25 protein-coding genes and 2 other annotated features are annotated in these 23,608 nt (G+C 37.0%); of the genes, 15 read left to right on the plus strand and 10 right to left on the minus strand.

The annotated features are described in order from the left end of the window. Positions 1 to 9 precede the first annotated feature (9 nt). Positions 10 to 273, plus strand: a binding site (T-box leader). A gap of 403 nt (positions 274 to 676) precedes the next feature. Genes AB3M96_RS19010 through AB3M96_RS19025 form a run of 4 tightly spaced genes read left to right on the plus strand, consistent with a single transcriptional unit; the run spans position 677 to position 4,699 of the window. After that, positions 677 to 1,534: an SAM hydrolase/SAM-dependent halogenase family protein gene (locus AB3M96_RS19010; protein ID WP_412969183.1), complete on the plus strand. Its 858-nt coding sequence runs from the start codon at positions 677 to 679 to the stop codon at positions 1,532 to 1,534. A 43-nt stretch (positions 1,535 to 1,577) separates the two neighbouring features. Continuing rightward, positions 1,578 to 2,129 carry an ECF-type riboflavin transporter substrate-binding protein gene (locus AB3M96_RS19015; protein ID WP_412969184.1) on the plus strand — a complete coding sequence of 184 codons (552 nt, stop codon included), beginning with the start codon at positions 1,578 to 1,580 and terminating at the stop codon, positions 2,127 to 2,129. A 36-nt stretch (positions 2,130 to 2,165) separates the two neighbouring features. Beyond that, the gene (locus AB3M96_RS19020) at positions 2,166 to 3,878 is read left to right on the plus strand and encodes an ABC transporter ATP-binding protein (RefSeq protein ID WP_412969185.1); all 1,713 of its coding nucleotides are present in this window, start codon (positions 2,166 to 2,168) and stop codon (positions 3,876 to 3,878) included. Beyond that, positions 3,869 to 4,699, plus strand: a complete 831-nt coding sequence (locus AB3M96_RS19025) for an energy-coupling factor transporter transmembrane component T family protein (protein WP_412969186.1) — start codon at positions 3,869 to 3,871, stop codon at positions 4,697 to 4,699. Before AB3M96_RS19020 ends, AB3M96_RS19025 begins: the two co-directional genes overlap by 10 nt. Positions 4,700 to 4,779: 80 nt before the next feature. Here the strand turns inward: AB3M96_RS19025 and AB3M96_RS19030 are convergent, their stop codons facing one another. After that, positions 4,780 to 4,950, minus strand: coding sequence for a hypothetical protein (locus AB3M96_RS19030; RefSeq protein WP_412969187.1), 171 nt, complete (start codon positions 4,948 to 4,950; stop codon positions 4,780 to 4,782). A gap of 692 nt (positions 4,951 to 5,642) precedes the next feature. Continuing rightward, complete coding sequence (locus AB3M96_RS19035; protein WP_412969188.1) at positions 5,643 to 6,392, minus strand: metallophosphoesterase family protein; 750 nt, start codon at positions 6,390 to 6,392, stop codon at positions 5,643 to 5,645. Between the two features lie 230 nt (positions 6,393 to 6,622). Between AB3M96_RS19035 and AB3M96_RS19040 the strand changes: the two genes are divergently transcribed. Continuing rightward, positions 6,623 to 7,513: a polysaccharide deacetylase family protein gene (locus tag AB3M96_RS19040; RefSeq protein ID WP_412969189.1), complete on the plus strand. Its 891-nt coding sequence runs from the start codon at positions 6,623 to 6,625 to the stop codon at positions 7,511 to 7,513. Between the two features lie 58 nt (positions 7,514 to 7,571). After that, positions 7,572 to 8,135, plus strand: a complete 564-nt coding sequence (locus AB3M96_RS19045) for a GNAT family N-acetyltransferase (protein ID WP_412969190.1) — start codon at positions 7,572 to 7,574, stop codon at positions 8,133 to 8,135. 93 nt (positions 8,136 to 8,228) lie between these two features. Here AB3M96_RS19045 and liaG read toward each other — a convergent pair whose 3' ends face one another. Together liaG and AB3M96_RS19055 are read right to left on the minus strand one after the other, a co-directional pair. Then, a complete protein-coding gene (gene liaG / locus AB3M96_RS19050) occupies positions 8,229 to 9,062 on the minus strand; it encodes a LiaG family protein (protein ID WP_412969191.1) in 834 nt (277 codons plus the stop codon). A gap of 241 nt (positions 9,063 to 9,303) precedes the next feature. Then, on the minus strand, positions 9,304 to 9,630 hold the full coding sequence (locus AB3M96_RS19055) for a winged helix-turn-helix transcriptional regulator (RefSeq protein ID WP_412969192.1): 327 nt from the start codon (positions 9,628 to 9,630) through the stop codon (positions 9,304 to 9,306). A 144-nt stretch (positions 9,631 to 9,774) separates the two neighbouring features. Here AB3M96_RS19055 and AB3M96_RS19060 point away from each other — a divergent pair, with 144 nt between their 5' ends. Beyond that, positions 9,775 to 10,626, plus strand: coding sequence for a VOC family protein (locus AB3M96_RS19060; protein ID WP_412969193.1), 852 nt, complete (start codon positions 9,775 to 9,777; stop codon positions 10,624 to 10,626). A 320-nt stretch (positions 10,627 to 10,946) separates the two neighbouring features. Beyond that, positions 10,947 to 11,393, plus strand: coding sequence for a GreA/GreB family elongation factor (locus AB3M96_RS19065; protein ID WP_412969194.1), 447 nt, complete (start codon positions 10,947 to 10,949; stop codon positions 11,391 to 11,393). Positions 11,394 to 11,439: 46 nt separating this feature from the next. Here the strand turns inward: AB3M96_RS19065 and AB3M96_RS19070 are convergent, their stop codons facing one another. Further along, entirely contained in the window at positions 11,440 to 11,985 is a 546-nt protein-coding gene (locus AB3M96_RS19070; RefSeq protein ID WP_412969195.1) for a GNAT family N-acetyltransferase, read from the minus strand. 147 nt (positions 11,986 to 12,132) lie between these two features. Beyond that, positions 12,133 to 12,365: a binding site (T-box leader), on the plus strand. A gap of 45 nt (positions 12,366 to 12,410) precedes the next feature. Between AB3M96_RS19070 and tyrS the strand changes: the two genes are divergently transcribed. Continuing rightward, positions 12,411 to 13,655, plus strand: a complete 1,245-nt coding sequence (tyrS, locus tag AB3M96_RS19075; protein WP_412969196.1) for a tyrosine--tRNA ligase — start codon at positions 12,411 to 12,413, stop codon at positions 13,653 to 13,655. A 70-nt stretch (positions 13,656 to 13,725) separates the two neighbouring features. Here tyrS and AB3M96_RS19080 read toward each other — a convergent pair whose 3' ends face one another. The 3 genes from AB3M96_RS19080 to AB3M96_RS19090 form a co-directional block, all read right to left on the minus strand. After that, positions 13,726 to 14,538, minus strand: coding sequence for a CAP domain-containing protein (locus AB3M96_RS19080; RefSeq protein ID WP_412969197.1), 813 nt, complete (start codon positions 14,536 to 14,538; stop codon positions 13,726 to 13,728). Positions 14,539 to 14,732: 194 nt separating this feature from the next. After that, positions 14,733 to 15,296, minus strand: coding sequence for a hypothetical protein (locus tag AB3M96_RS19085; RefSeq protein WP_412969198.1), 564 nt, complete (start codon positions 15,294 to 15,296; stop codon positions 14,733 to 14,735). A 241-nt stretch (positions 15,297 to 15,537) separates the two neighbouring features. After that, positions 15,538 to 16,053 (minus strand): DUF3231 family protein, encoded by a 516-nt coding sequence (locus tag AB3M96_RS19090; RefSeq protein WP_412969199.1) that lies wholly within the window; start codon positions 16,051 to 16,053, stop codon positions 15,538 to 15,540. A gap of 198 nt (positions 16,054 to 16,251) precedes the next feature. On the opposite strand from AB3M96_RS19090, the gene kynB reads away from it, so the two are divergent. Beyond that, a complete protein-coding gene (gene kynB / locus AB3M96_RS19095; protein WP_412969200.1) occupies positions 16,252 to 16,872 on the plus strand; it encodes an arylformamidase in 621 nt (206 codons plus the stop codon). Between the two features lie 239 nt (positions 16,873 to 17,111). On the opposite strand, the gene AB3M96_RS19100 is transcribed toward kynB, so the two are convergent. Then, positions 17,112 to 17,258 carry a hypothetical protein gene (locus AB3M96_RS19100; protein WP_412969201.1) on the minus strand — a complete coding sequence of 49 codons (147 nt, stop codon included), beginning with the start codon at positions 17,256 to 17,258 and terminating at the stop codon, positions 17,112 to 17,114. A 353-nt stretch (positions 17,259 to 17,611) separates the two neighbouring features. On the opposite strand from AB3M96_RS19100, the gene nagE reads away from it, so the two are divergent. The 5 genes from nagE to AB3M96_RS19125 all read left to right on the plus strand — a co-directional run bounded on the left by nagE (position 17,612) and on the right by AB3M96_RS19125 (position 22,816). Then, entirely contained in the window at positions 17,612 to 19,054 is a 1,443-nt protein-coding gene (gene nagE, locus AB3M96_RS19105; protein WP_412969202.1) for an N-acetylglucosamine-specific PTS transporter subunit IIBC, read from the plus strand. Positions 19,055 to 19,215: 161 nt separating this feature from the next. After that, positions 19,216 to 20,376, plus strand: a complete 1,161-nt coding sequence (gene nagA / locus AB3M96_RS19110) for an N-acetylglucosamine-6-phosphate deacetylase (protein ID WP_412969203.1) — start codon at positions 19,216 to 19,218, stop codon at positions 20,374 to 20,376. Positions 20,377 to 20,387: 11 nt separating this feature from the next. Next, positions 20,388 to 21,194, plus strand: coding sequence for a glucosamine-6-phosphate deaminase (gene nagB, locus AB3M96_RS19115; RefSeq protein WP_412969204.1), 807 nt, complete (start codon positions 20,388 to 20,390; stop codon positions 21,192 to 21,194). Beyond that, positions 21,139 to 21,861 (plus strand): GntR family transcriptional regulator, encoded by a 723-nt coding sequence (locus AB3M96_RS19120; RefSeq protein ID WP_412969205.1) that lies wholly within the window; start codon positions 21,139 to 21,141, stop codon positions 21,859 to 21,861. The genes nagB and AB3M96_RS19120 overlap by 56 nt, the downstream gene beginning before the upstream one ends. Before the next feature lie 37 nt (positions 21,862 to 21,898). Beyond that, a complete protein-coding gene (locus AB3M96_RS19125) occupies positions 21,899 to 22,816 on the plus strand; it encodes a DUF7916 family protein (RefSeq protein WP_412969206.1) in 918 nt (305 codons plus the stop codon). A gap of 250 nt (positions 22,817 to 23,066) precedes the next feature. Here the strand turns inward: AB3M96_RS19125 and AB3M96_RS19130 are convergent, their stop codons facing one another. Continuing rightward, a complete protein-coding gene (locus AB3M96_RS19130; protein WP_412969207.1) occupies positions 23,067 to 23,498 on the minus strand; it encodes a VanZ family protein in 432 nt (143 codons plus the stop codon). Positions 23,499 to 23,608 lie beyond the last annotated feature (110 nt).

Consider the following 23,608-nt stretch of genomic DNA (forward strand, 5'->3'; position numbering starts at 1 on the left):
ATGAACGACCTAAAGACGATGAAGAGAAAAAGTAGGATTTAGTTATTTTACACAGAGAGCTTCGGTAGCTGAAAAGAAGCAAAAATACGAATCTGAAAAATGGCCTCTGAGTTCCGTGCTGAAAGTAACGCAGTGTTATGAGTAGGTTCCGGCGAGTTTTGGTACTCGTTATCAATACCACAGTATATGGGAGAACCCACGTACTTGCTGAGGCTATTTGTGTGAGCAAATAGTAAATTAAGGTGGTACCGCGTGCTAAACCACGTCCTTATCGAAATCGATAAAGACGTGGTTTTTTTAGTTGAAATAGAAATAACTTCAACTTAATTTTTGGTGTCTAGCTCCAGCGCCTAGCCCCTCGAGGTCGCTTCACCCCTCCTGCGGCGGCAACACTAAGGAATGCTTCGTGAGGTTAATCCTCGCAGGAAAAAAGCTTTGCTTTTTTTCGAGCCTCCTCGTCAGGGTTTCGACGCACAGGACGTGCTAGTGGCGACGTTGCCACAGGACGTGGCGATTCTAGTCGGCCAGCGCTTGTCGGACTTGCACAGGATGTGTTGACATCGACGTTCGCCACAGGACGTGGCGGAACTTAGTCGATGATCATCTTTCCAAAGGCGCTTGCGCATTTCCTATTTATAGCTGTCATATATTACTTGAAAGAATGGAGGAATTTTTGATGAAGAATCATTTAGTTTTACAAACCGACTTTGGTGTAAGTGATGGGGCTGTTAGTGCTATGTATGGAGTTGCAATCTCTGTTGATCCCACGTTACGCATATTTGATCTTACGCATGATATCCCTCAATACAATATTTGGGAAGGGTCATATCGTCTGTATCAAACGATTTCATACTGGCCAGAAGGAACAGTGTTTGTTTCAGTTGTAGACCCTGGTGTCGGTTCTGACCGAAGAAGTGTAGTAGTTAAAACGAATACGAATCACTATATTGTCACTCCTGACAATGGATCAATTACACATATTAAGAAAAAAATCGGTGTTAAAGAAGCTAGAATCATTGATGAAAATGTTAACCGGTTACCTTTTTCTGGTGAGTCATATACGTTCCATGGACGTGATGTGTATGCCTTTACAGGTGCGAGACTTGCTACCGGAGTTATCGACTTTGAGGGTGTAGGACCAGAGGTTGAGATTGAATCTCTTATTGAATTGCCGGTGGTCGAGGCAAAGATAGAAAATGGAAGTGTGCTAGGTACAATTGATATTCTGGATATTCGGTTTGGAAACCTTTGGACGAATATTGATCGTGAACTTTTCCTTGGGTTGAAAATTGGCTATGGGGATTCCTTTGAAGTAACGATAGAGAATGATACACGACAAATTTATAAAAATATCATGACCTATGGTCGTTCTTTTGCAGATAGCCATTTAGGTGAGCCTTTATTATATATTAACTCCTTAGATAAAATTGGAGTGGCCATTAACCAGGGTTCCTTCGCGAAAGCGTACCATATCGAGACAGGTGTAAATTGGAAAATTTCTATACGCAAGATACCAAAAATCATATATAATTAATTCTTGTTTAAATAATTAGAAAACTTTAGGGGGATGAAGGATTATGAAAGGATTATCTATTAAGACGATTGTAGCTATTGGTATAGGAGCAGCTGTATTTTTTGTATTAGCAAAGTTTGCGGCAATTCCATCGCCTATTCCAAATACGACAATTCAAACTTCGTATGCTTTCCTAGCATTAATGGCTGTTGTGTTTGGTCCAATTGCTGGTGCACTTATCGGGTTAATCGGTCATGCACTAAATGATGCGATTTCGTATGGTTCAGTTTGGTGGAGCTGGGTAGTTGTTTCAATGCTTGTTGGGTTTTTATTTGGATTAGCAAAAAATAAAATTGATATCGAATCCGGAATTATTAATGCAAAAAAGATTATTACATTTAACATTGTACAGGTACTAGCTCAAGCAGTTGGCTGGTTTGTAGTTGCTCCAACATTAGATATCTGGATCTACGCTGAACCAGCAAACAAAGTATATGTGCAAGGACTTGTGGCTGGTGGGTCAAATATGCTAACAGTCGGTATCATTGGTACAATATTATTAATTGCTTATGCAAAAACTCGTAGTCAAAGCGGCAGTCTTACAAAAGAATTGTAACTTAAAGTAAGTAGTTCTGTATTACAGGAGAGTATGATGAGAAAACCAGTCATTGAATTTAAAAATTTTAGCTTTACATATCGAAGTCAGACAACACCTACTCTTCAGGATATAGATTTAACCATTTATGAAGGTGAAAAGGTCTTGATAGTTGGACCTTCGGGGTCAGGGAAAAGCACGATCGGGCATTGTTTGAACGGGCTTGTTCCCTTTTCTTATAAGGGAAACATAACAGGCTCGCTTAAGATTATGGGGAAAGAGTCAAAAGACCTCGATATTTTCTCACTTTCAAAATTGGTAGGGACTGTATTACAAGATCCAGATGGGCAATTTATTGGTCTTACAGTAGGTGAGGATATTGCATTTGCATTGGAAAATGACACTGTCCCTCAGTCAGACATGTTTAATATGGTAGAAGAAGTATCAAAAATGGTGGATATGGAAAGCTACATTAATTCTTCCATACATCGATTATCAGGAGGTCAAAAACAACGTGTATCCTTAGCTGGAGTTATGGTAGATAAAGTTGACATTCTCTTATTTGACGAACCGTTAGCTAATCTCGACCCGGCAACAGGTAAACATGCAATTAATCTAATTGATCGAATTCAAAAGGAAACGAATACAACAGTGGTTATTATAGAACATCGTTTAGAGGACGTTCTCTATCGCCATGTAGATCGGATAATTGTAGTTGATGATGGCCGCATTGTAGGTGACATGAATCCTGATGAGCTATTAACAAAGGCAATTCTAGAAGAACGCCACATACGGGAGCCCTTATATGTAAAAGCAGTGAAATATGCTGGTTGTTCGATTACAGAAGACATGAAGCCATCTCATATTGATACGTTTCAGGTAAATATGTGTAAGGAGCAGCTTAAAGAATGGTTTGAAAAGGTCACGTACCCTAAACATATAACTTATTCAAAACCTATTCTAGAAGTAGAAAATCTCTCTTTTAGCTACAATCGTAAAAATGAAACGATACGGAATGTTTCTTTTTCTATCTCAAAGGGAGAAATGGTAAGTATCGTTGGCAAAAATGGAGCAGGTAAATCAACATTATCAAAACTTATTTGTGGATTCGAAAAACCAAGCGCAGGTAAAATATTATTAAATGGAATAGATATTACAAAGGATACCATAAAAGAACGTTCACTCCGAATTGGTATGGTTATGCAAAATCCAAATCATATGATTTCAAAGCATATGATTTTTGATGAGGTAGCACTCGGTTTGGTTAATCGTGGAATACCTGCCGAAGAGATAAAAGAGCGGGTAGAAAAAACATTGAAAATTTGTGGATTGTATCCTTACCGCAACTGGCCGATATCTGCGTTAAGTTTTGGTCAAAAAAAGCGGGTTACAATCGCGTCAATTCTCATCTTAGAACCAGAGGTAATCATTCTAGATGAACCAACGGCTGGCCAGGATTTACGCCATTATACAGAAATTATGGAGTTTCTAGTTGAATTAAACCAACAGGGTGTAACTGTAATGATGATTACCCATGATATGCACCTCATGCTTGAATATACTCCTCGTGCAATTGTAATTGCGGATGGGGAAAAAATTGCAGACAAATCTGCGGCTAGCGTGCTATCCGAACCTCTGATCATCGAAAAAGCAAACTTAAAAGAAACCTCTTTATTTGAGTTAGCTAAAAGAGCAGAGATAACCGAGCCGTTAGAATTTATCGAGCGATTTATTGCGTATGATAAGGGGGTACGTCATACATGGCAGTAGAGATGCTATCATATATTGAGCGTAAGTCACCTATACATCAACTTACAGGAGCAACCAAGCTAATTTGCTTTATTTTATGGTCTTTTGCAGCAATGTTGACCTATGATACACGTATTCTTCTTTTTTTATTTTTTATTAGCTTAGTGATATTTAAACTGTCAAAGATAAAGATTAAGGAAATTTCCTTTGTTCTTATTTTTATCTTGGTATTTTTGCTTCTTAATAATCTGGCAATCTACTTATTTTCACCACAAGAAGGAGTTGCTGTTTATGGGACAAGTCATGTGGTGTTTGAAATAATAGGAAGATATAACATTACACTTGAACAGCTTTTTTACCAGTTTAATATTACGATTAAATATTTCACGGTAGCTCCTGCAGCCTTGCTTTTTATTGTAACTACACAACCAAGTGAATTTGCAGCATCGTTAAACAGAATTGGAATTAGTTATCGTGTTTCTTATGCAGTTGCATTGGCTCTCCGTTATATTCCTGATATTCAACGTGACTTTTGGAACATAGCACGTTCCCAACAAGCAAGGGGAATTGATATGTCTAGGAAGGAAAAGTTACCAAAGCGCGTAAAAAATATTGCTTCAATCCTTATTCCGTTAATATTATCAAGTTTAGATAAAATTGAAGTTATTAGTAATGCGATGGAACTTCGAGGGTTTGGTAAAAACAAAAAACGTACCTGGTACAGCATGAGGGAATTTCAAGCTATAGACTATGTTTCGTTAGTTTTTTTCACGGTGGTTTTAGCTGTTTCGATGATTGTAACGTTTTATGATGGAAATCGTTTCTATAACCCATTTCTGTAGAAAGAAAAATGAATTTATAAGAAAAGACATCGTATCCTCCAATACTTGGCGGACAGACGATGTCTTTTATGTTTGTATATTTACGTTAATGGTGACTCGTTTTTCTTTAATAGATTGGAAGCAGGTAGGGTAATGATTTTGCCGCCAATTTGGACATGAATGGAATCGTTGAAGATGGCTTTTACAATTCCCTTCAGTTGAACTGTTGAGTTTACAGTAATTTCTTTTTTTGCTTCATTATTGGTAGACATGGAGAATCTCCTCTCAAAGTAAAATTATATAAACATTGAGGCTAACATCCGTTGCTTAGAGAAACTGAGTTTTACGATTATATCCAATCAGAATGTTTTTTATGCATTCTTTACGGATTATTATTATATTTTACAACTAGGGAATTTGCCTATGCAAGTTTCAGGATTTGGATATTTTTTCTTCCCTATCCACTTCTAAATAATTATTGCTAAAATTTTTTCGAAGTTCTTTAGAGTGGTGGTGATTTCCGCTCCTGGCACTCGCTTTCCGCGGGCGGACCGTGAGCCTCCTCACTGAAATGCTGAAGCGGCTCGACCAGAAACGAGGAAATTGGAGACTCCGACAAAAGAGGTGCCTTTTGCCTCTGACGGAGGAGTTGAAATTTCTCGAGTTTCTAGCCGCTGAAGCTAGACAGGTCGCAAGCTCCTGCGGGGTCTCACCTGACTTGCACAGGATGTGCTGACGTCTACGTTCGCCACAGGACGTGGCGGTCGTTAGTAGACGATCCTATGACTTTCCCGCAGGACTTTGAAAGGCTCCTTTGAATTCTCCCACGCACGAAGAAAATGCAAAGCATTTTCGAGGAGTCTCGTGCCATGCGCTCCAATCACACTTTTATAACATATATAACAACTAAAAACAGTCATTCAGAATAGCTTAAAAGCAATGGAGTTCTCAGAGTATCCTGATTTTATTCTTTTTTCGGCGCCCCACGGTATATGCCTTCTCTTAATTCTTTAGCATAAGGTTCTATGTTTGGCATTTCCATGTCTTTTGCAATCTGTATTTCTTTTTCAATGTCATATGGGACGCGGACAATTTCGATTGAGAACGGAGCGATTTCTCTAGATTGATAGTCACCATGTAAAATTGCGAATGATGCCTGCGTCATATCAAGGGGGTTCCCAACACTTCCAACGTTTAAAAGTGTTTTGTGTGAACCAATCGGCTCGATTAGTGCTGCGTGAATATCACCGTAACCAATGATATCTGGGGTTTTCCCTTCTTCAAGTGGCGAAATCAATTCTGTTTTATCAAACATGGCCATCTTTTCTTCATCGGAGTGTTTCATTGGCAAGACCCGATGGTGGACGCTTTTTGCGGAAGCATGGTATAACCGAATATATTTTCCACTCATGTAAAAATCGTAGTGAAATGGAAGAGTGCCTAAATAGGTCAAACGCTCATTTCCAAGCTGATTGCGATGCCACCTAATGGCTAAGTCAGGATGTTCGTTTTGAATAAAGTCATCCCAATTTCCAAGTATGACTATATCGCAAACCTCTCTAATTTTGTCAACTGCAGCACTTGAATTTGGCCCTTTTCCGATCAAATCACCAAGGCAGATAATTGTTTTAATGTTTCTTCTTGTTATGTGGTCCAAAACAGCTTCAAGTGCAGTCATGTTCCCGTGAATATCGGAAATGAGTGCAATACTCATTATGTAACCTCCCAGGTGAAAATTCTGTAAGTTAATAATAAAATAGATTGAATATTTTGTCAGTATTATTTTGGAAAATAAAGTATAACTTTGTTTTTTAGTTACGTATTATCATACCAAATTTCAACTAAATGGTGAAACCGTATACCAATAATAGCTAGTTTCTTAGACCTTTTATATGTATAGTTAAAGTAACAACAATAGATTTATAGAGAATGGGGGAAAATAAGTTGACTATTCTTCGTAAAATAGTAATCCTTGGAATAAGTACAATGTTGATAGCGACGGCATGTGATTCAAAGAATAAAGAAGTGGCTGGCGACATGCCTCAAGATAAACATGAATTGGGACAAAAAGATGATGCTCAACCTGAATCCAGATTTCCTATCGATACCTCTTGGAAGTCAGATTACCTCATCGACATTAAGGGAGAATCTCCTTATCTATCAGACGGTGTTAGAGAGTCTATGGAGCAATGGAGAGGAGAAATAGTTGAATTCTCGAAATTAAATGAGAGCGTATTCATTAATGGAAAAAACGAAAAAAAGGTAGCATTAACATTCGATGATGGACCAGATGATACAGTAACCTCGGCTGTTATAGGGATTCTAGATAAATATAAAGTAAAAGGTAATTTTTTCTTTTTAGGAAGTGAAGCAGAAAAGCAGCCAGAGGTGGTTAAAGAAGCATTTGAAAAGGGGCATCTTGTACTTAGCCATAGCTATAATCATGTCGAGTTAACAAAGTTAGGAAAAGATGAAGTAAATACAGAATTTAAGCAGGCAGCGGATGTAATAGAATCCATTATTGGTCAAGAGCCTGCATTAATGCGTCCTCCATATGGTTCAACGAATGAACTGGTTGTAGAAGTTGCTAAGGATCAGGGAACGAATATTGTAATCTGGTCAATTGACTCATTGGACTGGGCACAACGTAGTACAGATGTGATACTATCAAACTCACTTGATAATATCCGAAATGGAGACATTATTCTCATGCACACCGATTCTGATGAGTATGATACATATGAAGCATTGCCTGAGTTGATAGAATCGCTGCAAGATAAAGGTTTCGAAATAGTTGGACTGGAAGAGCTTTTAGGGGTGCCTGCTTATAAATAGAATAGAAAAACAACGGGCCAATAAATCGAAAGTATGTTTATGAAGGCGAGGTGGAATTTTGAAAAACTTATTTACAATCGATTGTGGTGAAATTTTACTACGTGAATTTAGGGTTGAAGATGTAGATGCAATATATGAAATTACCTCGCAGCCTGAAGTTTATGAATATTTACCAGATTGGAAATCAACAAGAGAGCAACGTTTTGAGTGGGTATTAAATTATGAAATACCGTCCAATGAAAGATTTTTAGCAGCGGTGCCTAGCATTGAAGAACAACAGTATTTAAAATTAGGAATTATTCTAAAGGAAACAGAGGAGTTTATAGGATTTTGCTATACAGGAATAAAAGAAGAACTGCCTGCACCTAATAGAGAAATCGCTTATGCAATTTCGAAACACTACAGAAATAAAGGCTACACAACAAAGGCAGTAAATGGACTGATAACTTATCTGTTTGAGAATACCGACGTCGAAGTTTTAAATGCTGTTGCTCTTATACAAAATCTTAGCTCAAATAAAGTGATTCAAAAAAGTGGGTTTAATCTTGTAGGCGATATTGAAATTGAGGGTCAAAAGTATCATTATTATAAGCTTATAAAAAATGATTGGCTTTCCAGTTAAATCGTTAGTTAATAACAGCAAACTACTAGAAAGGCTCAGAGTAAAAATACTCTAAGCCTTTGTTACGTTTAAATTAAGGGAAATCCTTTGTGATTACCTGATATCTATCTTACCACTAGATACCTTGAGTTCAATTGGGTGTGTACCATCTCCATGAATCCCACTTATCGTATTTCCGCTTTTTTCGATATTTTTAAGTGTAAAGTCGTTTGAAATGAACCCACTGCTTTTCTTACCAGTTAGGGTGAAATCGGCATCATCTGGTAGGTCTAAGTCCAGTAGACCTGAATTAACATCAGCTGAAATAGAATCGGTTAGTTTTGTGATTTCAGCTTTTAATCGACCTGAAGAAACATCCGCAAGCAGTTTACCTGTGTAGTCTTCTATCGTAGCATTTCCAGAACGGACATCAATATCGCCTTCATTTGCAGAAAGTCCTTTTATCGTTGCGTTACCGGACGCAATATCAAGCTCAAATTCCTGAACAGTAAGTTGTTGTAGTTTTACATTACCTGAATGTACTTCTACTGATAACTCATCTAACTTCATAGGTGATTCTGTTAACTCTATATGGCCAGAGCCGACCCGTAGATTCATATCCTGGTCAAAGTCTTCAGGTACATATATTGTTAAATTAGATCTTCTATTAAATGGGGACCAATGAAAAAGTCCTCTTTCATATTCTACAAGTATGGTATCTCCACTTTTTGAAACAATGACTTCGCCTTTTCCTTGTAAAACAGCTTTCACATCATTACGCTTATCTGGAATAACTTCGGTCTTTATAGAAGTAATATCAATTTCTATCTTATCAATCCGGTCGGTTACCTTAACAGAGTCTTCTGATTTCCCGAAGGGGACCCATGGGATTCGGTCTATATTCGTAAATACAAGATAAATTCCAATAAGGATTAAAAAAATAGTCATTATTTTTTTCAATATGATTACCTGCCTTCTTTACTTGATACATTCATTCTACAGGTGATCCTCATGGTACCGGAATGCACCACCGATTTATTTTATTGTAAGACTTGAGTCGTATTAATATTAAGACTGGGCGAACGCAGAGCGATATAGGCGACAGAAGAAAAGAAATTACACGTATGTATAGATATTGTAATCTTCCTTAAATACAAAAAAAGCAGATTGTTATAGTGACAATCTGCTTTTACTCTTTGTTTGTATCGGTTTGAATCCAATCTTGTGACCATTTTTGAATTTCGTCCATTAAAGGCTTTAAAGATAACCCTTTTTCTGTTAAGGAATATTCAATTCGAACTGGTGTCTCTGGGTAAACATCTCGTTTTACAATCCCCTGATTCTCTAGATCCTTAAGTCGTTCTGAGAGAACTCTCCCACTAATGCCAATGGATGACTCAATTGTACAAAAGCGCTGAGGTCCAGTTAATAATTGATAAATAACGAGTCCCGTCCAACGCTGACCTAATATATTCATTGCTTTTTCAAATCTAGGGCAAATTATATTTGTATTCATATCCCACCACTCCTATATACATATTATAGCTTATTGTGAGAAATAATAAACTTACTTGACATATATTTATTACAAAAATATAATTACTTACATAAAGTAAGTTAGTAACGGAAGTGAAAATATTGCCATTAGGAGGCTTTTAAAATGAAATTTCAAAGACCGCCTTATACATTTGTAGGGATAGTGGATATAAAGGTTATGGATTTAGAGCGTTCGCTTGAGTTTTACCAAAATATTATCGGTTTTCAAATTCTAGAGAAATCCGAAAGAAAGGTATTATTAACTGCTGATGGAAAAAATCCGTTATTATCACTTGAACAACCAGAAGGAATTACTCCAAAGGAACCGCGTAAAACAGGATTGTATCATTTTGCGATCCTCTTACCGACAAGAGCAGACCTTGGAAGAGTTTTGTACCATTTAGTGCAAAAAAATATTCCAATAGGTGCCTCAGACCATCTAGTTAGTGAGGCACTCTATTTAGATGATCCAGATGGTAATGGTATCGAGATTTATTCCGATCGTCCTTCTGAAACTTGGGAATGGTCGGCAGGACAAGTAAAAATGGTTACTGACCCCCTTGATGGGCAAGGTGTACTTGCAGAAGGTAAAGGCGAGCCGTGGAAAGGACTTCCAAGTGAAACTGTGATGGGACATATCCATCTACATGTATCCGAATTAAATAAGACAGAAGAGTATTATACAAAAGGGCTTGGTTTTGATGTTGTTACCCGTTATGGAGCGCAAGCATTATTTATTTCGACTGGTGGTTATCATCACCATATCGGATTAAATACATGGAATGGAGTTGGAGCTCCTGCACCTTCTGAAAATAGTGCTGGATTAAAGTCATTCCAATTGGTTTTGCCAAATGAAGCGGCATTACAGGAAACGATTAAAAATCTACAAGCTATTGATGCATATGTGAATGAAGTAAATGGTGTGGTAGAGACCACGGATCCCTCTGATAATCTAATTCAGCTTGTGATAGCATAATTCAAAAGGTAGAGAATCGTACCCTAGGGACCAGAGGACGCAAGAACGAGAAAGGTGAACTCGCGAAAAAAAGTAACCGAATAGTAATAGGAAAACAGGTACCATGAAAGAGGTACCTGTATTTTTGTTGAAAATATACCAATGAAGGTACTCTTAGTTTGCTAGTCTTATATACTTAAATATGCTACTATTGGAAATGTATGGCAGACTCTTCTTTTCGAGGAAGGGTCTCTATTTTTATATGTAAAAGGAGGTAATTCAGATGAAATTAGAGTTGAAGTTTTGCAGGGTGTTTGATCCTAGTAGGGAGGTTACGTACTATGAACCATAACATTAATCAACTTGATACCAATGTTTTTATAAAACAGTTGGAGTATATAGACCAAAATATACAAGAGTTAACAAGGTTATATATGTTAAATACTCCTGTACCTGAAAGAATAGAAGATTTCTTTAACTTATATGTGAGTGAACTTGAAGCATACGTAGAGTCATTTACACAAAGAGGAGTACCTCGTGAAATACCCAAGGTCTTTATTGGAACTAAAGTATCGGTTCTTTTTGATGGTGATAACGATCCAGAGGTTTATCATATCTGTCTACCAAAAGAATCAAATCCGGATGAAGGAAGGATTTCATTTTTATCACCTGTGGGTAGACAACTGCTCTTACGTAAATTAGGAGAAGAAGTCTTATTGCGAACTCCATCCGGTGAGGTTCCGGTAAGAATACAGCAAATTGCATTTAATATAACTCTAGAGGACTAAACAAAAGTGCCCCTGCAGATAGCTGCTGGGGCATTACTAATGTAAATTATTTTCGATATTCACTTTTTAATAGACCCATCAAAATATTATCATAATATTGACCATCATAATAAAGTTCCTCGCGCAAAATCCCTTCTTGAACAAAACCAAGTTTCTCATATGCTTTGATTGCACGTGAATTATAGGCATATACATTAATACCTATTCTTCTAAGGTTAAGCGTATTAAACATATAATCAATAATTAATCGAAGAGCTTCTGTTCCATAACCTTTACTCATATAACGTTCGTCTGTTATAGCTATTCGAAAGCTACCGTTTCGCTGTTGGTGGTCTACATCGAGAATGGCTAGATCGCCGATGACTTGGTCATTTTCCTGGAGGGCAATTATCAAATCAATCCGACTAGAGTCTGTAGTAATTTGTTCTAGAAAAGCTTCAATCTTTGCATGTGTGAAAAATGCAGTTGTACCAGTTAAACGACGGATTTCTGGATTGGATACGCTCTGAAGAAAATAATCAACATCGCTACTTTCAATTCTTCGTAAGTAAACACGTTTATCCTCAAGTACCTTTATCACATTTTTATTCATACTAAGTAGCCCCCTTATCCAGATTTAATAAAAATCTAATTAGATAATAGTCTAACTATTTGTTTTAGTCAACAATAAATTAGAGTTTGAGGTTTTCCTTGTTTTCTATCTACATTTGCTTTAAAATAACGATAATATAAAATTTATACTTAAGTAATGATAGGAATTAGTAGCTATTTATCTCCCTGAAACAGAGAGCCGGTGGGTGGTGTGAATCGGCACATAGGTAAAAGTGAATTACCTCCTTGAACTTTCTTTGTGAAAACTTTTTATAAAAGGTCAAAGTAGCAAGGAACGGACGAACCGTTATTCGATTAAGTGGAAGATTTATTATCTTCAATTAGGGTGGTACCGCGTGCATGTTTAACCACGTCCCTTTTTAGGGGCGTGGTTTTTTGTGTCTAAAAAAATCTGGAGGAGAAAACATGGAGAACTTTATAGAAAAACTAACGAATGAGCAACTACAAGATTTAGAAAGACAATTTGCGTTATATACAAGTGGAATACAAGAAGTTGTTCCGGCTCAGGAACTACGTAATAAAATTGCAAAGTCGATTATTACTGGAATACCTTTAAAAGTGAAATTAGGTTTAGATCCGTCAGCACCAGATGTTCACTTAGGTCATACTGTTGTTTTGAATAAATTAAAACAGTTCCAGGAAAATGGTCATGTGATCCAACTCATTATCGGAGATTTTACAGGTAAAATTGGAGATCCTACAGGGAAATCAGTTGCTCGAAAGCAGTTAACAGACGAAGAAGTAAAACACAATGCGAAAACGTACTTCGAACAATTTGGAAAGATATTGGATATGGAGAAGGTCGAATTGTACTACAATTCTAAATGGCTCTCTCCATTAAACCTTGAGGATATTATTAACTTAGCTGCGAGTATTACAGTTGCACGACTATTAGAAAGAAATGACTTTTCGGAAAGATTATCAACAGGGAAACCAATCTCACTGCATGAATTTTTCTATCCGTTAATGCAGGGGTATGATTCTGTAGCATTGGAAAGTGATATTGAATTAGGTGGAAATGATCAGCATTTCAATGTCCTAATGGGAAGACACTTACAGGAGTATTTTGAAAAGGAAAAGCAGGTTGTTATCTTACTACCACTTCTTGAAGGTCTGGATGGCGTCGAGAAAATGTCTAAGTCAAAAGGCAATTACATTGGAGTAGACGAAAATCCAAATGATATGTTTGGAAAAACAATGTCTATCTCTGATGAAATGATGCCAAAGTACTTTGATTTAGTAACTGATCTCTCATTAGAAGAGAAGTCAGAGATTAAGCAGAAATTAGAAAATGATTCACTACATCCACGTGATGCGAAAATGTTACTTGGTAAAATAATTGTCCGAATGTATCATGGTGAAATTGCTGCACAACAAGCAGAAGATCATTTTAAGACTGTTTTTCAAAAAGGAGTACTACCAACAGACATTCCTGAAGTAAGTTGGTCAGGCGCAACATCAATGTCAATCATTGATCTACTTGTCGAATTAGAATTACAAAAGTCAAAAGGTGAAGCAAGAAAAATGATTCAAAATGGTGGCGTTAAATTAAATGGTGAAAAAATAGAAGACATCCATTTAGAGGTTGCCATTACCGACGGACTTATTGTCCAAGTTGGAAAGCGCAAATTTGCGAAAATCCGAGCATAATAACAGAAACAACAGGGCTGACATCTTACTTTATGTATAAGTGTCAGCCCTGCTTTTTTCTGGATTCTGCTTACTTACCTATAAACATTTGTGTCCAATAGTCACCGTTTTGATTATGCCCAACCCCAATATGGGTAAAGTCTTTATTGAGTATGTTTTTACGATGACCTTCACTATTCATCCAAGCGTTTACAACCTGTTCAGCAGTTGGTTGTCCTTTTGCAATGTTTTCTCCAGCTGTTCTATATGACACTCCAAAGTCCCTCATCATATCAAATGGAGACCCATATGTTGGGCTTGTATGTGAGAAATAGTTGTTCTGTGCCATATCACCTGATTTTGTTCTAGCGACATTGCTTAGGGAAGTATCGGCTTGTAACGCTGGTAATCCGTTTTTCTTACGTTGCTCATTTGTAAGGTTGATTACCTGTCTTTCAATTTCAGTAATTGCACCCTGATTTGTTGGTGCAGGCTGCTGTGCAGCAGGTTGTTGTTGTTGCTCTGCAGGTTGTCCTGGTTGAGCCTGTGGATAACCAGGTGTTGGTGTTACATTTTGTGTTGGTGAAGGAGCATTTTGCTGCTGGTTACCGTTTGCAATACCATTGTATCCTGCAGGTTGTCGTGTTACTATTTTTTTATTTATGAAACGAAAATATTTTCTTTCACCTTGATTGTGTTGAACCTTAGTAGTATGCGGGTACTTATCACTTGAAGTAGTTGTTCTGAAAGGTCTATTTTCGTCTGTTATATAGCCGTTATTTACCTTGTTAACACCTGCTGATCGATTATTATCAGCCGCATTATCATTATTGTTATTACACGCTGAAAGTAATAACAGTAGAGACATCAAAGTAAACATGCTTAGTTTTGTAAATCTTTGCATTATTAAAACCCCCTTTTTACATGTTGTTAGATTTACTTTTTTATTTTGCCTTCTTCATATAAAAAGTATGGTTGGTAATTATAGAAAGTATGAACGATTTGGGGAGTTTGAAGGGGAATAAAAGCTAAAGGTTGAAGTAGCAGAAAAGGTACCTTAAATTAAAAAAGGGGCATTTGCCCCTTTTAAAAAATAAATTATTTTGTCGCCTTAGCTGCTTCAATAAATGTTTTTACATATCCGTATGTATCAGCTAAAGTGGCACCACTAACGACATCCACCATTTCTTCAGGTGAATGATCGGCTAAAACTTCTTCTATGTCTTTAATGGTTTTACCTGTTACATATTTTTCAATAGCTGCATAGTTATCTTCAATTGTATTTGTAGCTCCAGCTGCTTCTGCCATATGCTTACTATAATACTCTGTGCTGTCCACCTTTGAAGCTAAAGGATTATTTGCATCAGCGTATCCTTCGGAAAATGCACCATCTGAATTTGGAACTGGAACAACGCCTGCTTCAGATTTATCTAAAAACTGGAATTCATCAATTGATGCACCGACAATTGTATCTCCATCCATTGCCACAACTGCTACTGCAAATGACTTATCACCATGAGCAGCGTAATTAACTCGTCCCATTTTAATTTCTCCTGTAGCTCCAGAAGAACTAGATTCACCTGCTGATGCTTCATTTGTTGAACATCCAACCATAGTTGCAATTAATGTAATAAGTAAAACAAAAACAGATAACTTTTTCATAATTAACCCTCTCTCATCATAAGTATGTGAAATGTTTCACAAGTAAATAATATCCGGTTCAAAATTAATAATCAACAGATTATGGTAGAAGTTACTAATTCCGTAAAAAAGTAGATTCCGGCGGAATTGTGACCATTTTTTGAATGAGCAAAAGTTACAATTTCTTCATAATACACACAAGGAATAAGCAGATTCTGTATAAGAATCTGCTTTTAAAGGTTGTAACTATTGGTATTCGTTATTAGCAGCCGTCAGCGCCATTCATATGAAGGGGAGGTGGAACAAGCCAGCCTTTTTCTTTGTTAAGCTTTAGTAATTTTGCCCCATATTGTGCCTTTTTCATATGAAATTGGCCATACATTGCTGCAATATCTTCACGGATACATTGTCCAATCACCGTACTGCAAGCGACCAGGCCAGCTGCAATATCTGCAGAAACCTTTGCAGATATTTCGGGATCCATAAAGCGTGCCCCCGGAGGGATATTCTCAAGGCAGGCATTTGGTCTTTCTGGAGGTGCAGGAGGCAATCCAACACCGTTTTCCTTCAATAGGACTTCGACCTCTTCTATCTCTTGTTTAAGTCCGTTTTCTAAGATGTCTTCTATTAGTTTCTTTAAATCGTCATCACCAGTATGATTAAGTAATGTTTGGTAAGCAGCTACCATACCTTTAGCTGTTAGTAAATGGGACCATACACCAAAAACCTCGCCATAATGCATTGGTTCTTCTTTCGGATTTCCACTTAAGATTCCCATCATGTACCTCCTCAATGGCTTTATTTTCACAACAACACCTTCTTTTTGAGAAGACACTTCTAGATTCCGCTTATACTGGTGGGTTTATGTATGAAGAAAATTTACAGTTTAGGAAAAGTGAAAAGAAAGCCTAAAAAAGGATTTTATCTATAATGTTTAGAATAAATATAGGGATAAAGAAAAAAAGAGGTGAGTCATGTGACATTAATTGATATATCGCAACAGCTTCGTCAAGGAATTCCAGAATGGCCAGGAGATACACCTTATGAGTTAGAAATGAACTGGTCGATTGCCAAGGGAAGTTCAGTAAATGTTGGAAAAGTAACAACTAGTACCCATATCGGTACACATGTTGATGCACCTTTTCATTTTGATAATAAAGGTAAAAAGATTCATGAGCTAGATCTTAGCCTGTATGTTGGAAAAGCAAAGGTTATTAAAGTTTCGGAATGTGATGAAATAGGAGTTGGAGAATTAAAAGGCTTTGACCTGGAAGGTGTAAAAAGATTATTAATCTGTACTCAATCATGGAAGGACAAAGGGGAATTTCCTAAATCAATACCTTATTTGCAGCCTGAGGTGGCACCTTACTTGGCTGAAAAGGGGATTAAATTAATTGGGGTAGATGTTCCTTCGGTTGATCCGCTTGATAGTAAGGAACTAAAAGCTCATCATAATTTACATAAGTATAGAATTCATATCCTGGAAGGAATTGTGCTTGAACATGTAGAACCAGGAGATTATGAATTAATTGCCTTACCGTTACCAATTGTAGATGGTGATGGCAGTCCTGTCAGAGCTGTGCTGAGAAATATATAAACGAAAAATAATCCATTGTTCATTGCACAATGGATTTTTCATTGTTTAGGAAATTATAAAATTTCATGATGTGGATAACTTTGAAAAATGGGTATCCTAGTCCAGCTCCAGCGCCTAGCCCCTCGAGGTCGCTTCACCCCTCCTGCGGCGGCAACAGCCTCCTCGTCGGGGTTCCAGCGCTTGTCGGGGCTGACCAAGGCGCTTGCGCTTTTGTTCTTAATAATGACACTTTCCTCTAGTTAGACAAATAATACAATTTCTTGCTCATTAACTAATTCTACCCTTTGAAGGAATTCCATTCTTTTAATTTCGTACATTCCGTTCTCATAGATGTAAAGGACCTCATATAAATCATTCTTATATAAAACCTTATCACCTAATTTCAATATAATCACTCCATAATCCAACGGTTTACCCCATTTTAATATACAGATTTACCCAAATCTATACACCTTTAGTAATATTGTGATAGATAAAAGTAACGATTTTATAGTGAAGTTGTTTAAATAAAGTATCTTTCCTCTAGTTGGCACAAAGTGGTATAGACAACTTAAAATTAGGGTGCTACAATTGATGTGTATAATACTTACTGTCTACTACTTTGGTCATGTTTAAAATGAAAACGGTTAATATTTTGCTATAAGTAGAAATTATTCATGAATGTTTTTTTATTTTTTCAAATGTACGACCACCACCAAAGAGATAGACGAAAAAAACATATTTTAGGAGGAAACTTAAAATGATGAAGTATCTTCAAAAGCTTGGTCGCTCCTTGATGTTACCTGTTGCAGTATTGCCGGCAGCGGCAATTCTTATGGGTATCGGTTACTGGATTGACCCGACAGGCTGGGGATCGGAAAGTGCGATTGCAGCATTCTTAATTAAGGCTGGTTCTTCCATTATTGACAACATGTCCATCCTATTTGCAGTCGGTGTAGCTTTAGGTATGTCGAAGGACAAAGATGGATCTGCAGCCCTAAGTGGTTTAGTAGCTTACCTAGTAGTAACTACTTTACTCGGAACAAATACGGTAGCTATGCTACAAGGTGTAGACCCTGAGGCAGTAAATGCAGCTTTCGGTAAAATTGGTAACCAATTTATTGGTATCATCTCAGGTTTGGTAGCGGCTTCAATGTACAACCGTTTTAGCCATGTACAACTACCAGATGCATTAGCATTCTTTAGTGGTAAACGTTTAGTACCAATTATGACATCAGTGGCAATGATTGTTGCTTCTGCTGTACTTTTCTTTGTATGGCCAGTTGTTTACACAGGTCTTGTATCTTTCGGTAAAGGTATTAGTGACCTAGGTTCAATCGGTGCTGGTTTATATGGATTCTTTAACCGTTTATTAATCCCAACTGGATTACACCATGCTCTTAACTCAGTATTCTGGTTTGATGTTGCAGGTATCAATGATATCGGTAACTTCTGGTCTGGAAAGGGTGAAAAGGGTGTAACTGGTATGTATCAAGCTGGTTTCTTCCCAGTTATGATGTTTGGTTTACCAGCAGCTGGTTTAGCTATGTATCATACTGCAAAGACAGCAAAGAAAAAGCAAGTTGCATCATTAATGTTGGCAGCAGGTTTTGCTTCTTTCTTCACAGGTGTTACAGAACCTCTTGAATTTGCATTCATGTTCGTTGCACCAGCATTATATGTAGTTCACGCAGCATTAACTGGTATTTCATTATTTATCGCAGCTTCATTTGATTGGACAGCTGGATTTGGATTTAGTGCAGGTTTTGTTGACTTTGTATTAAGTTCTAGATTACCTTTAGCTAATATGCCATATATGTTATTACTGCAAGGTGTGGTATTCTTTGCAATTTACTATTTTGTTTTCCGTTTCTTAATTACCAAGTTCAATATTACAACTCCAGGTAGAGAAGATGATGAAGAAGGATTAGCAACAGTGCAGGCTGATGGTAAAACAAAGTTTGCTTCAATGGCTGCTCAAATCTACGAAGGTTTAGGCGGAGACGAAAACGTAATCTCTGTTGATAACTGTGTAACTCGCCTACGTTTGGAAGTAAAAGACATGGATAAGGTTGACCAAAAGAAAATTAAGGCAACTGGTGTCCCAGGTATAAATATTGTTGGTAAAAATAGCATTCAAGTAATTGTAGGTACAAACGTACAATTCGTTGCTGATGAAGTTCACAAATTACGTAAAAACTAATTTTTACATGATATAGACTGTCCAATTGGGCAGTCTTTTTCGTTTAATTCTAAAATAAATGGGTACATTAATCAAAACGTTATAAGAGAGTTTAGTGGTATAGACAACTAGTTTTATTTGATGCTATACTAGAGATAGAAAATGATAAAGGAGTCCTAAAAATGTTTATTACCAACCTTACTATTTATGCTGAAGACGGAGTAATAGATAATGGCTTTGTAGAAATCGAGGGACAAAAAATTAAACAAGTTGGTTCAATGGAAGAATTCAAACCAACTAGCAATAAAGAAATAGTAAAAATGGATAATTCTTATTCATTAGTACCTGGAATGATTGATCTTCATATTCATGGTGCCGATGGAGCAGATGTTATGGATGGTAGCAGAGATGCATTAAAAACGATGGCTACTGCATTACCAAAAGAGGGAACAACAAGTTTCTTAGCAACTACTATGACTACTGCAAAACATGATATAGAAAATGCCCTTAAAACAATAGCGGGATATGTACCAAGTCAACAACCCGGGAGTGCTGAAATTATTGGAGCACACTTAGAAGGACCATTTTTATCACCAAAAAGAGCAGGTGCTCAGCATCCTGACAACATCATTGAGCCTAATGTTGACTTATTCAAATCATGGCAAGAGTTATCAGGAAATAATATTAAGTTAGTCACCTTAGCGCCAGAACGAAATGGTGGCTTAGAGTTGACTGCCCACTTAAAACAAACCGGTGTAGTAGCTTCTATTGGTCATTCTGATGCGGTATATGAAGAAGTGGAAGAAGCTATTAACGCTGGTGTAACACATGCAACACATCTATTTAACGGAATGCGTGGTTTGCATCATCGAGAACCAGGTGTAGCAGGAGCTGTACTCTTACATGATGAAGTCACTTGCGAAATGATTGTAGATGGAATTCACATTGCACCAAAAATGGTGAAGTTTGCATATAAAAATAAAGGCAGTAAGGGTGTTGTCCTAGTAACTGATGCAATGAGAGCAAAATGCCTTGGAGCTGGAGTTTACGATTTAGGTGGGCAAGAGGTAACTGTCAACGAGGATAGAGCAGTTCTAAAAGATGGAACTTTAGCGGGTAGTATTTTGAAGTTAAATCATGCTGTTAAAAATATGATGGAATTTACAGATTGCACATTGCAGGATATTACTCAAATGACTGCAGTTAATCCTGCTAAAGAAATTAATATATATGATAGAAAAGGTAGTATAAAACCCGGAAAAGATGCTGATTTAGTAATTGTAAACAATGAATTAGAAGTCATAAAAACTTTTTGTCGTGGTGAAATTGCTTATTCTAAATAGGAGGGATAGTTATGAAGATAGTAGCAGCTACGAATTTTCAAGATATGAGCCAATTGGCAGCTGATATGATAATCAATCAGGTAAAGGAAAAGCCAAGCTCTGTATTAGGTTTAGCAACAGGTGGGACTGTCATTGGAACTTACGAGAGAATCATTGAAGACTATAAAAAAAATAATACTTCCTATGAGCACATCCATACTGTTAATCTAGATGAGTACATTGGTGTTGAACCATCTAATCCAAATAGTTATCATTATTATATGACAGACCACTTGTTTTCACATATTAACATCGATACTAACAATGTTCATATACCAAGTGGGCTAGCGAAGGATTATGAAGAGGAATGTAAGAAGTACGAAAAAACCATCGAAGAATTAGGCGGAGTTGACCTTCAACTACTTGGTATTGGGGTAAATGGCCATATCGGGTTCAATGAACCAGGTACTTCTTTTCAATCCGTAACACATGTCGAAAAACTTACAGAATCAACCCGTAAAGCAAATATGCGGTTCTTTAACAGTTTGGATGAGGTGCCAACGCAGGCAATTACTATGGGGATTTCAACAATTATGAAAAGTAAGAAGATCCTTTTGCTAGTGTCCGGTAAGAAGAAAGCAGCTATCCTTTCACAATTATTAAACGGGGATATAGATGAACAGGTACCAGCTTCTATTTTAAAGACTCATCCAGATGTAACGATTATTGCTGATAAGGACGCACTTGCATTAGTGGGTGATGAAAAAAAGAGGTGCTTTAGTAGTGATAAAAAAGAGCTCTCCGGTACCAATCTATTTTCAGTTAGAACAAGCTATTAGAGAGTTAATTGATAATAAAGAACTAAAACCCGGTGACATGATTCCTTCTGAGCGTGAGTATGCAGAAAAATTTCAGATTAGCCGAATGACTGTAAGACAAGCGTTAAATAATCTCGTAAATGATGGTTATTTACAAAGGGAACGTGGAAAGGGTACATTTGTTGCCGTAAAGAAATTTGAGAAAAATGTAAAGGGGCTTACCAGCTTTTCTGAGGATATGCGTTCAAGAGGGATGGAACCGGGTACCACGGTTCTTGACTTTGCTGTTTTGGAAGCGGATACGTTAACATCCTCGAAGTTAGAAATTGAAGAGGAAGCTACCGTTTATCAGATCAAACGTCTACGATTAGCTGATGAGCAGCCAATAGCTTTTGAAATCTTTTATATGCCAACAGAGCTTGTTCCCGGTTTAACAATGGAAGTAGCAGAAAATTCGATTTACCGTTATGTAGAAAGTGAAATCGGATTGCATATCGTATCTGGTGTACAGGAACTTGAAGCAACCGTTGCGCAAAAAGAAGTTGCATCGGCTCTTGGCATAAAAGTGGGAGAGCCAGTCCTTTATATTCAACAGGTAAGTTTAACTGAAAACAATAAACCATTAGAGTTTGTAAAGTCCTTTTATCGTGCAGATCGATATAAATATAAGGTTGAAATGACGAGATAGGCAATTTTTTATTTTACATAGAAGAGGAGTATAGAGTATGAAACGAATATTAGATTGTACGGCCTCAGATTTTAAAAAAATGAATGGACAGGAACTAAAGCAATCAATAAAAGCTTCTGAAGGAAGAGTCCTTTTATCAGAAGTCATCGGTTCCTTCACACCACTATATCCAAGTGTGACAAATGCGGAAATGGCCGCTGCTTTCGGTGCTGATTTATTGTTACTTAACTTTTTTGATGTGTTTTCACCGTTTGTCGAAGGTTACCAATGTGATGAGGGAGAGTCGATAATTGAGAAAGTTAAAGAACTAACAGGACGTCCAGTTGGTTTGAATTTGGAGCCTGTTGATCCAAATGCTCAACAACTTGAAAAACTAAATCAGTTACCAAAGGGCAGATTGGCTACCGAAGAGTCCTTACGGGAAGCAAAAAAACTTGGTTTTGATTTTGTTTGTTTAACAGGTAATCCGAAAACAGGTGTAACAAATGATGAAATAATTGTAGCTATTAAAAAGGCACGAGAAATCTTTGGCCAGGAAGGCTTAATTATTGCAGGTAAAATGCATGGAGCTGGTGTTGCGAATGAGTCAGGCAGTGGTATCATTTCTGAAGTAGCACTTGCAGCTTTTATTGAAGCGGGTGCAGATGTTATCCTCATGCCATCACCTGGAACTGTGCCGGGAATTACTCTTGAAACAATTGAGAAACATGTACGCTTTGTTCATTCTAAAGGTGCATTAGCGATGTTAACAATTGGCACAAGTCAAGAAGGAGCAGATGAAGCAACAATTCGCCAAATCGCATTAACAAGTAAAATGGCAGGAGCTGATATTTACCATATAGGCGATGCCGGCTTTAATGGAATTGCGATACCTGAAAACATTATGACTTATTCAATTGTAATCCGTGGAAAGCGTCATACATATATAAGAATGGCCGCTTCTATTTTACGGTAATTCAAGCTCGGCGTTTGCCGAGTTTTTTTAATTGATAGAGCATTGCTAATGCACATTCATTTAAGCAAAACTCGAATTGCATAACGTATTCAGTTGGATTCACGACACGGGAGGAGTGCCCAACTGAAGAAAGTGGGATCCAGTTGGTCAGTCATAAGCCAATTGAGAGACTCCTAGGTAGACCACAATATGTAGCAAGAAACTAATAAGTGCAAACAGCGCGAAATGGTAAATATCCATTTCGCGCTGTTCATTTACCAAGTCTATTTACTTTTAAAAATATTAACCCTATTACAGCACCACAAGTATTTAATATAATATCATCCACATCGAAGCTTCCTAATTTACTTATTAACTGAAGTGTTTCGAGACAAGTAATACCGAGTAAAAATGAAATAGTAAAGAAGAAAATATTTCTTAACTTTGGATTTAGTAGAGGTAGTAGGATTCCAAACGGAATAAATACACCAATGTTTCCAGCAATATTCATAAGCCAAATTTCAAAGGGAAAATGATCGTAATACGTAAAATAGTTTTTTATGGTTGAAAATGGAGTTATATTGTATCTAAATTCCTCACCTCTTGAGCGAGAAAAAGCAAAAAACATCCAATATAAAAGGAGTGATGAATACGTGATAAAGAAAAATGCAACATATTTTTTCGCTTTTTTAGCTTTTGCCAACTCTGATAATTCTCCTATCCTTCGCGAACTTCTTTTTAATACTACTCTACCTTAAAAGTGTAAAAAAGTCACATAAGGCTGGAAAGAAAAAAGGGCTTTTAATAGCCCCC

The sequence above is a fragment of the Ferdinandcohnia jepli genome (assembly GCF_047246645.1).
Classification (GTDB): domain Bacteria; phylum Bacillota; class Bacilli; order Bacillales; family Bacillaceae_L; genus Ferdinandcohnia.

Bases quoted from the DNA above. Each gene is read 5' to 3' on its own strand.
- AB3M96_RS19010 (WP_412969183.1), top strand. From the start codon at position 677: ATGAAGAATCATTTAGTTTTACAAACCGACTTTGGTGTAAGTGATGGG.
- AB3M96_RS19015 (WP_412969184.1), top strand. From the start codon at position 1,578: ATGAAAGGATTATCTATTAAGACGATTGTAGCTATTGGTATAGGAGCA.
- AB3M96_RS19020 (WP_412969185.1), top strand. From the start codon at position 2,166: ATGAGAAAACCAGTCATTGAATTTAAAAATTTTAGCTTTACATATCGA.
- AB3M96_RS19025 (WP_412969186.1), top strand. From the start codon at position 3,869: ATGGCAGTAGAGATGCTATCATATATTGAGCGTAAGTCACCTATACAT.
- AB3M96_RS19030 (WP_412969187.1), bottom strand. From the start codon at position 4,950: ATGTCTACCAATAATGAAGCAAAAAAAGAAATTACTGTAAACTCAACA.
- AB3M96_RS19035 (WP_412969188.1), bottom strand. From the start codon at position 6,392: ATGAGTATTGCACTCATTTCCGATATTCACGGGAACATGACTGCACTT.
- liaG (WP_412969191.1), bottom strand. From the start codon at position 9,062: ATGACTATTTTTTTAATCCTTATTGGAATTTATCTTGTATTTACGAAT.
- AB3M96_RS19055 (WP_412969192.1), bottom strand. From the start codon at position 9,630: ATGAATACAAATATAATTTGCCCTAGATTTGAAAAAGCAATGAATATA.
- AB3M96_RS19060 (WP_412969193.1), top strand. From the start codon at position 9,775: ATGAAATTTCAAAGACCGCCTTATACATTTGTAGGGATAGTGGATATA.
- AB3M96_RS19065 (WP_412969194.1), top strand. From the start codon at position 10,947: ATGAACCATAACATTAATCAACTTGATACCAATGTTTTTATAAAACAG.
- AB3M96_RS19070 (WP_412969195.1), bottom strand. From the start codon at position 11,985: ATGAATAAAAATGTGATAAAGGTACTTGAGGATAAACGTGTTTACTTA.
- tyrS (WP_412969196.1), top strand. From the start codon at position 12,411: ATGGAGAACTTTATAGAAAAACTAACGAATGAGCAACTACAAGATTTA.
- AB3M96_RS19080 (WP_412969197.1), bottom strand. From the start codon at position 14,538: ATGCAAAGATTTACAAAACTAAGCATGTTTACTTTGATGTCTCTACTG.
- AB3M96_RS19085 (WP_412969198.1), bottom strand. From the start codon at position 15,296: ATGAAAAAGTTATCTGTTTTTGTTTTACTTATTACATTAATTGCAACT.
- AB3M96_RS19090 (WP_412969199.1), bottom strand. From the start codon at position 16,053: ATGGGAATCTTAAGTGGAAATCCGAAAGAAGAACCAATGCATTATGGC.
- nagE (WP_412969202.1), top strand. From the start codon at position 17,612: ATGATGAAGTATCTTCAAAAGCTTGGTCGCTCCTTGATGTTACCTGTT.
- nagA (WP_412969203.1), top strand. From the start codon at position 19,216: ATGTTTATTACCAACCTTACTATTTATGCTGAAGACGGAGTAATAGAT.
- nagB (WP_412969204.1), top strand. From the start codon at position 20,388: ATGAAGATAGTAGCAGCTACGAATTTTCAAGATATGAGCCAATTGGCA.
- AB3M96_RS19125 (WP_412969206.1), top strand. From the start codon at position 21,899: ATGAAACGAATATTAGATTGTACGGCCTCAGATTTTAAAAAAATGAAT.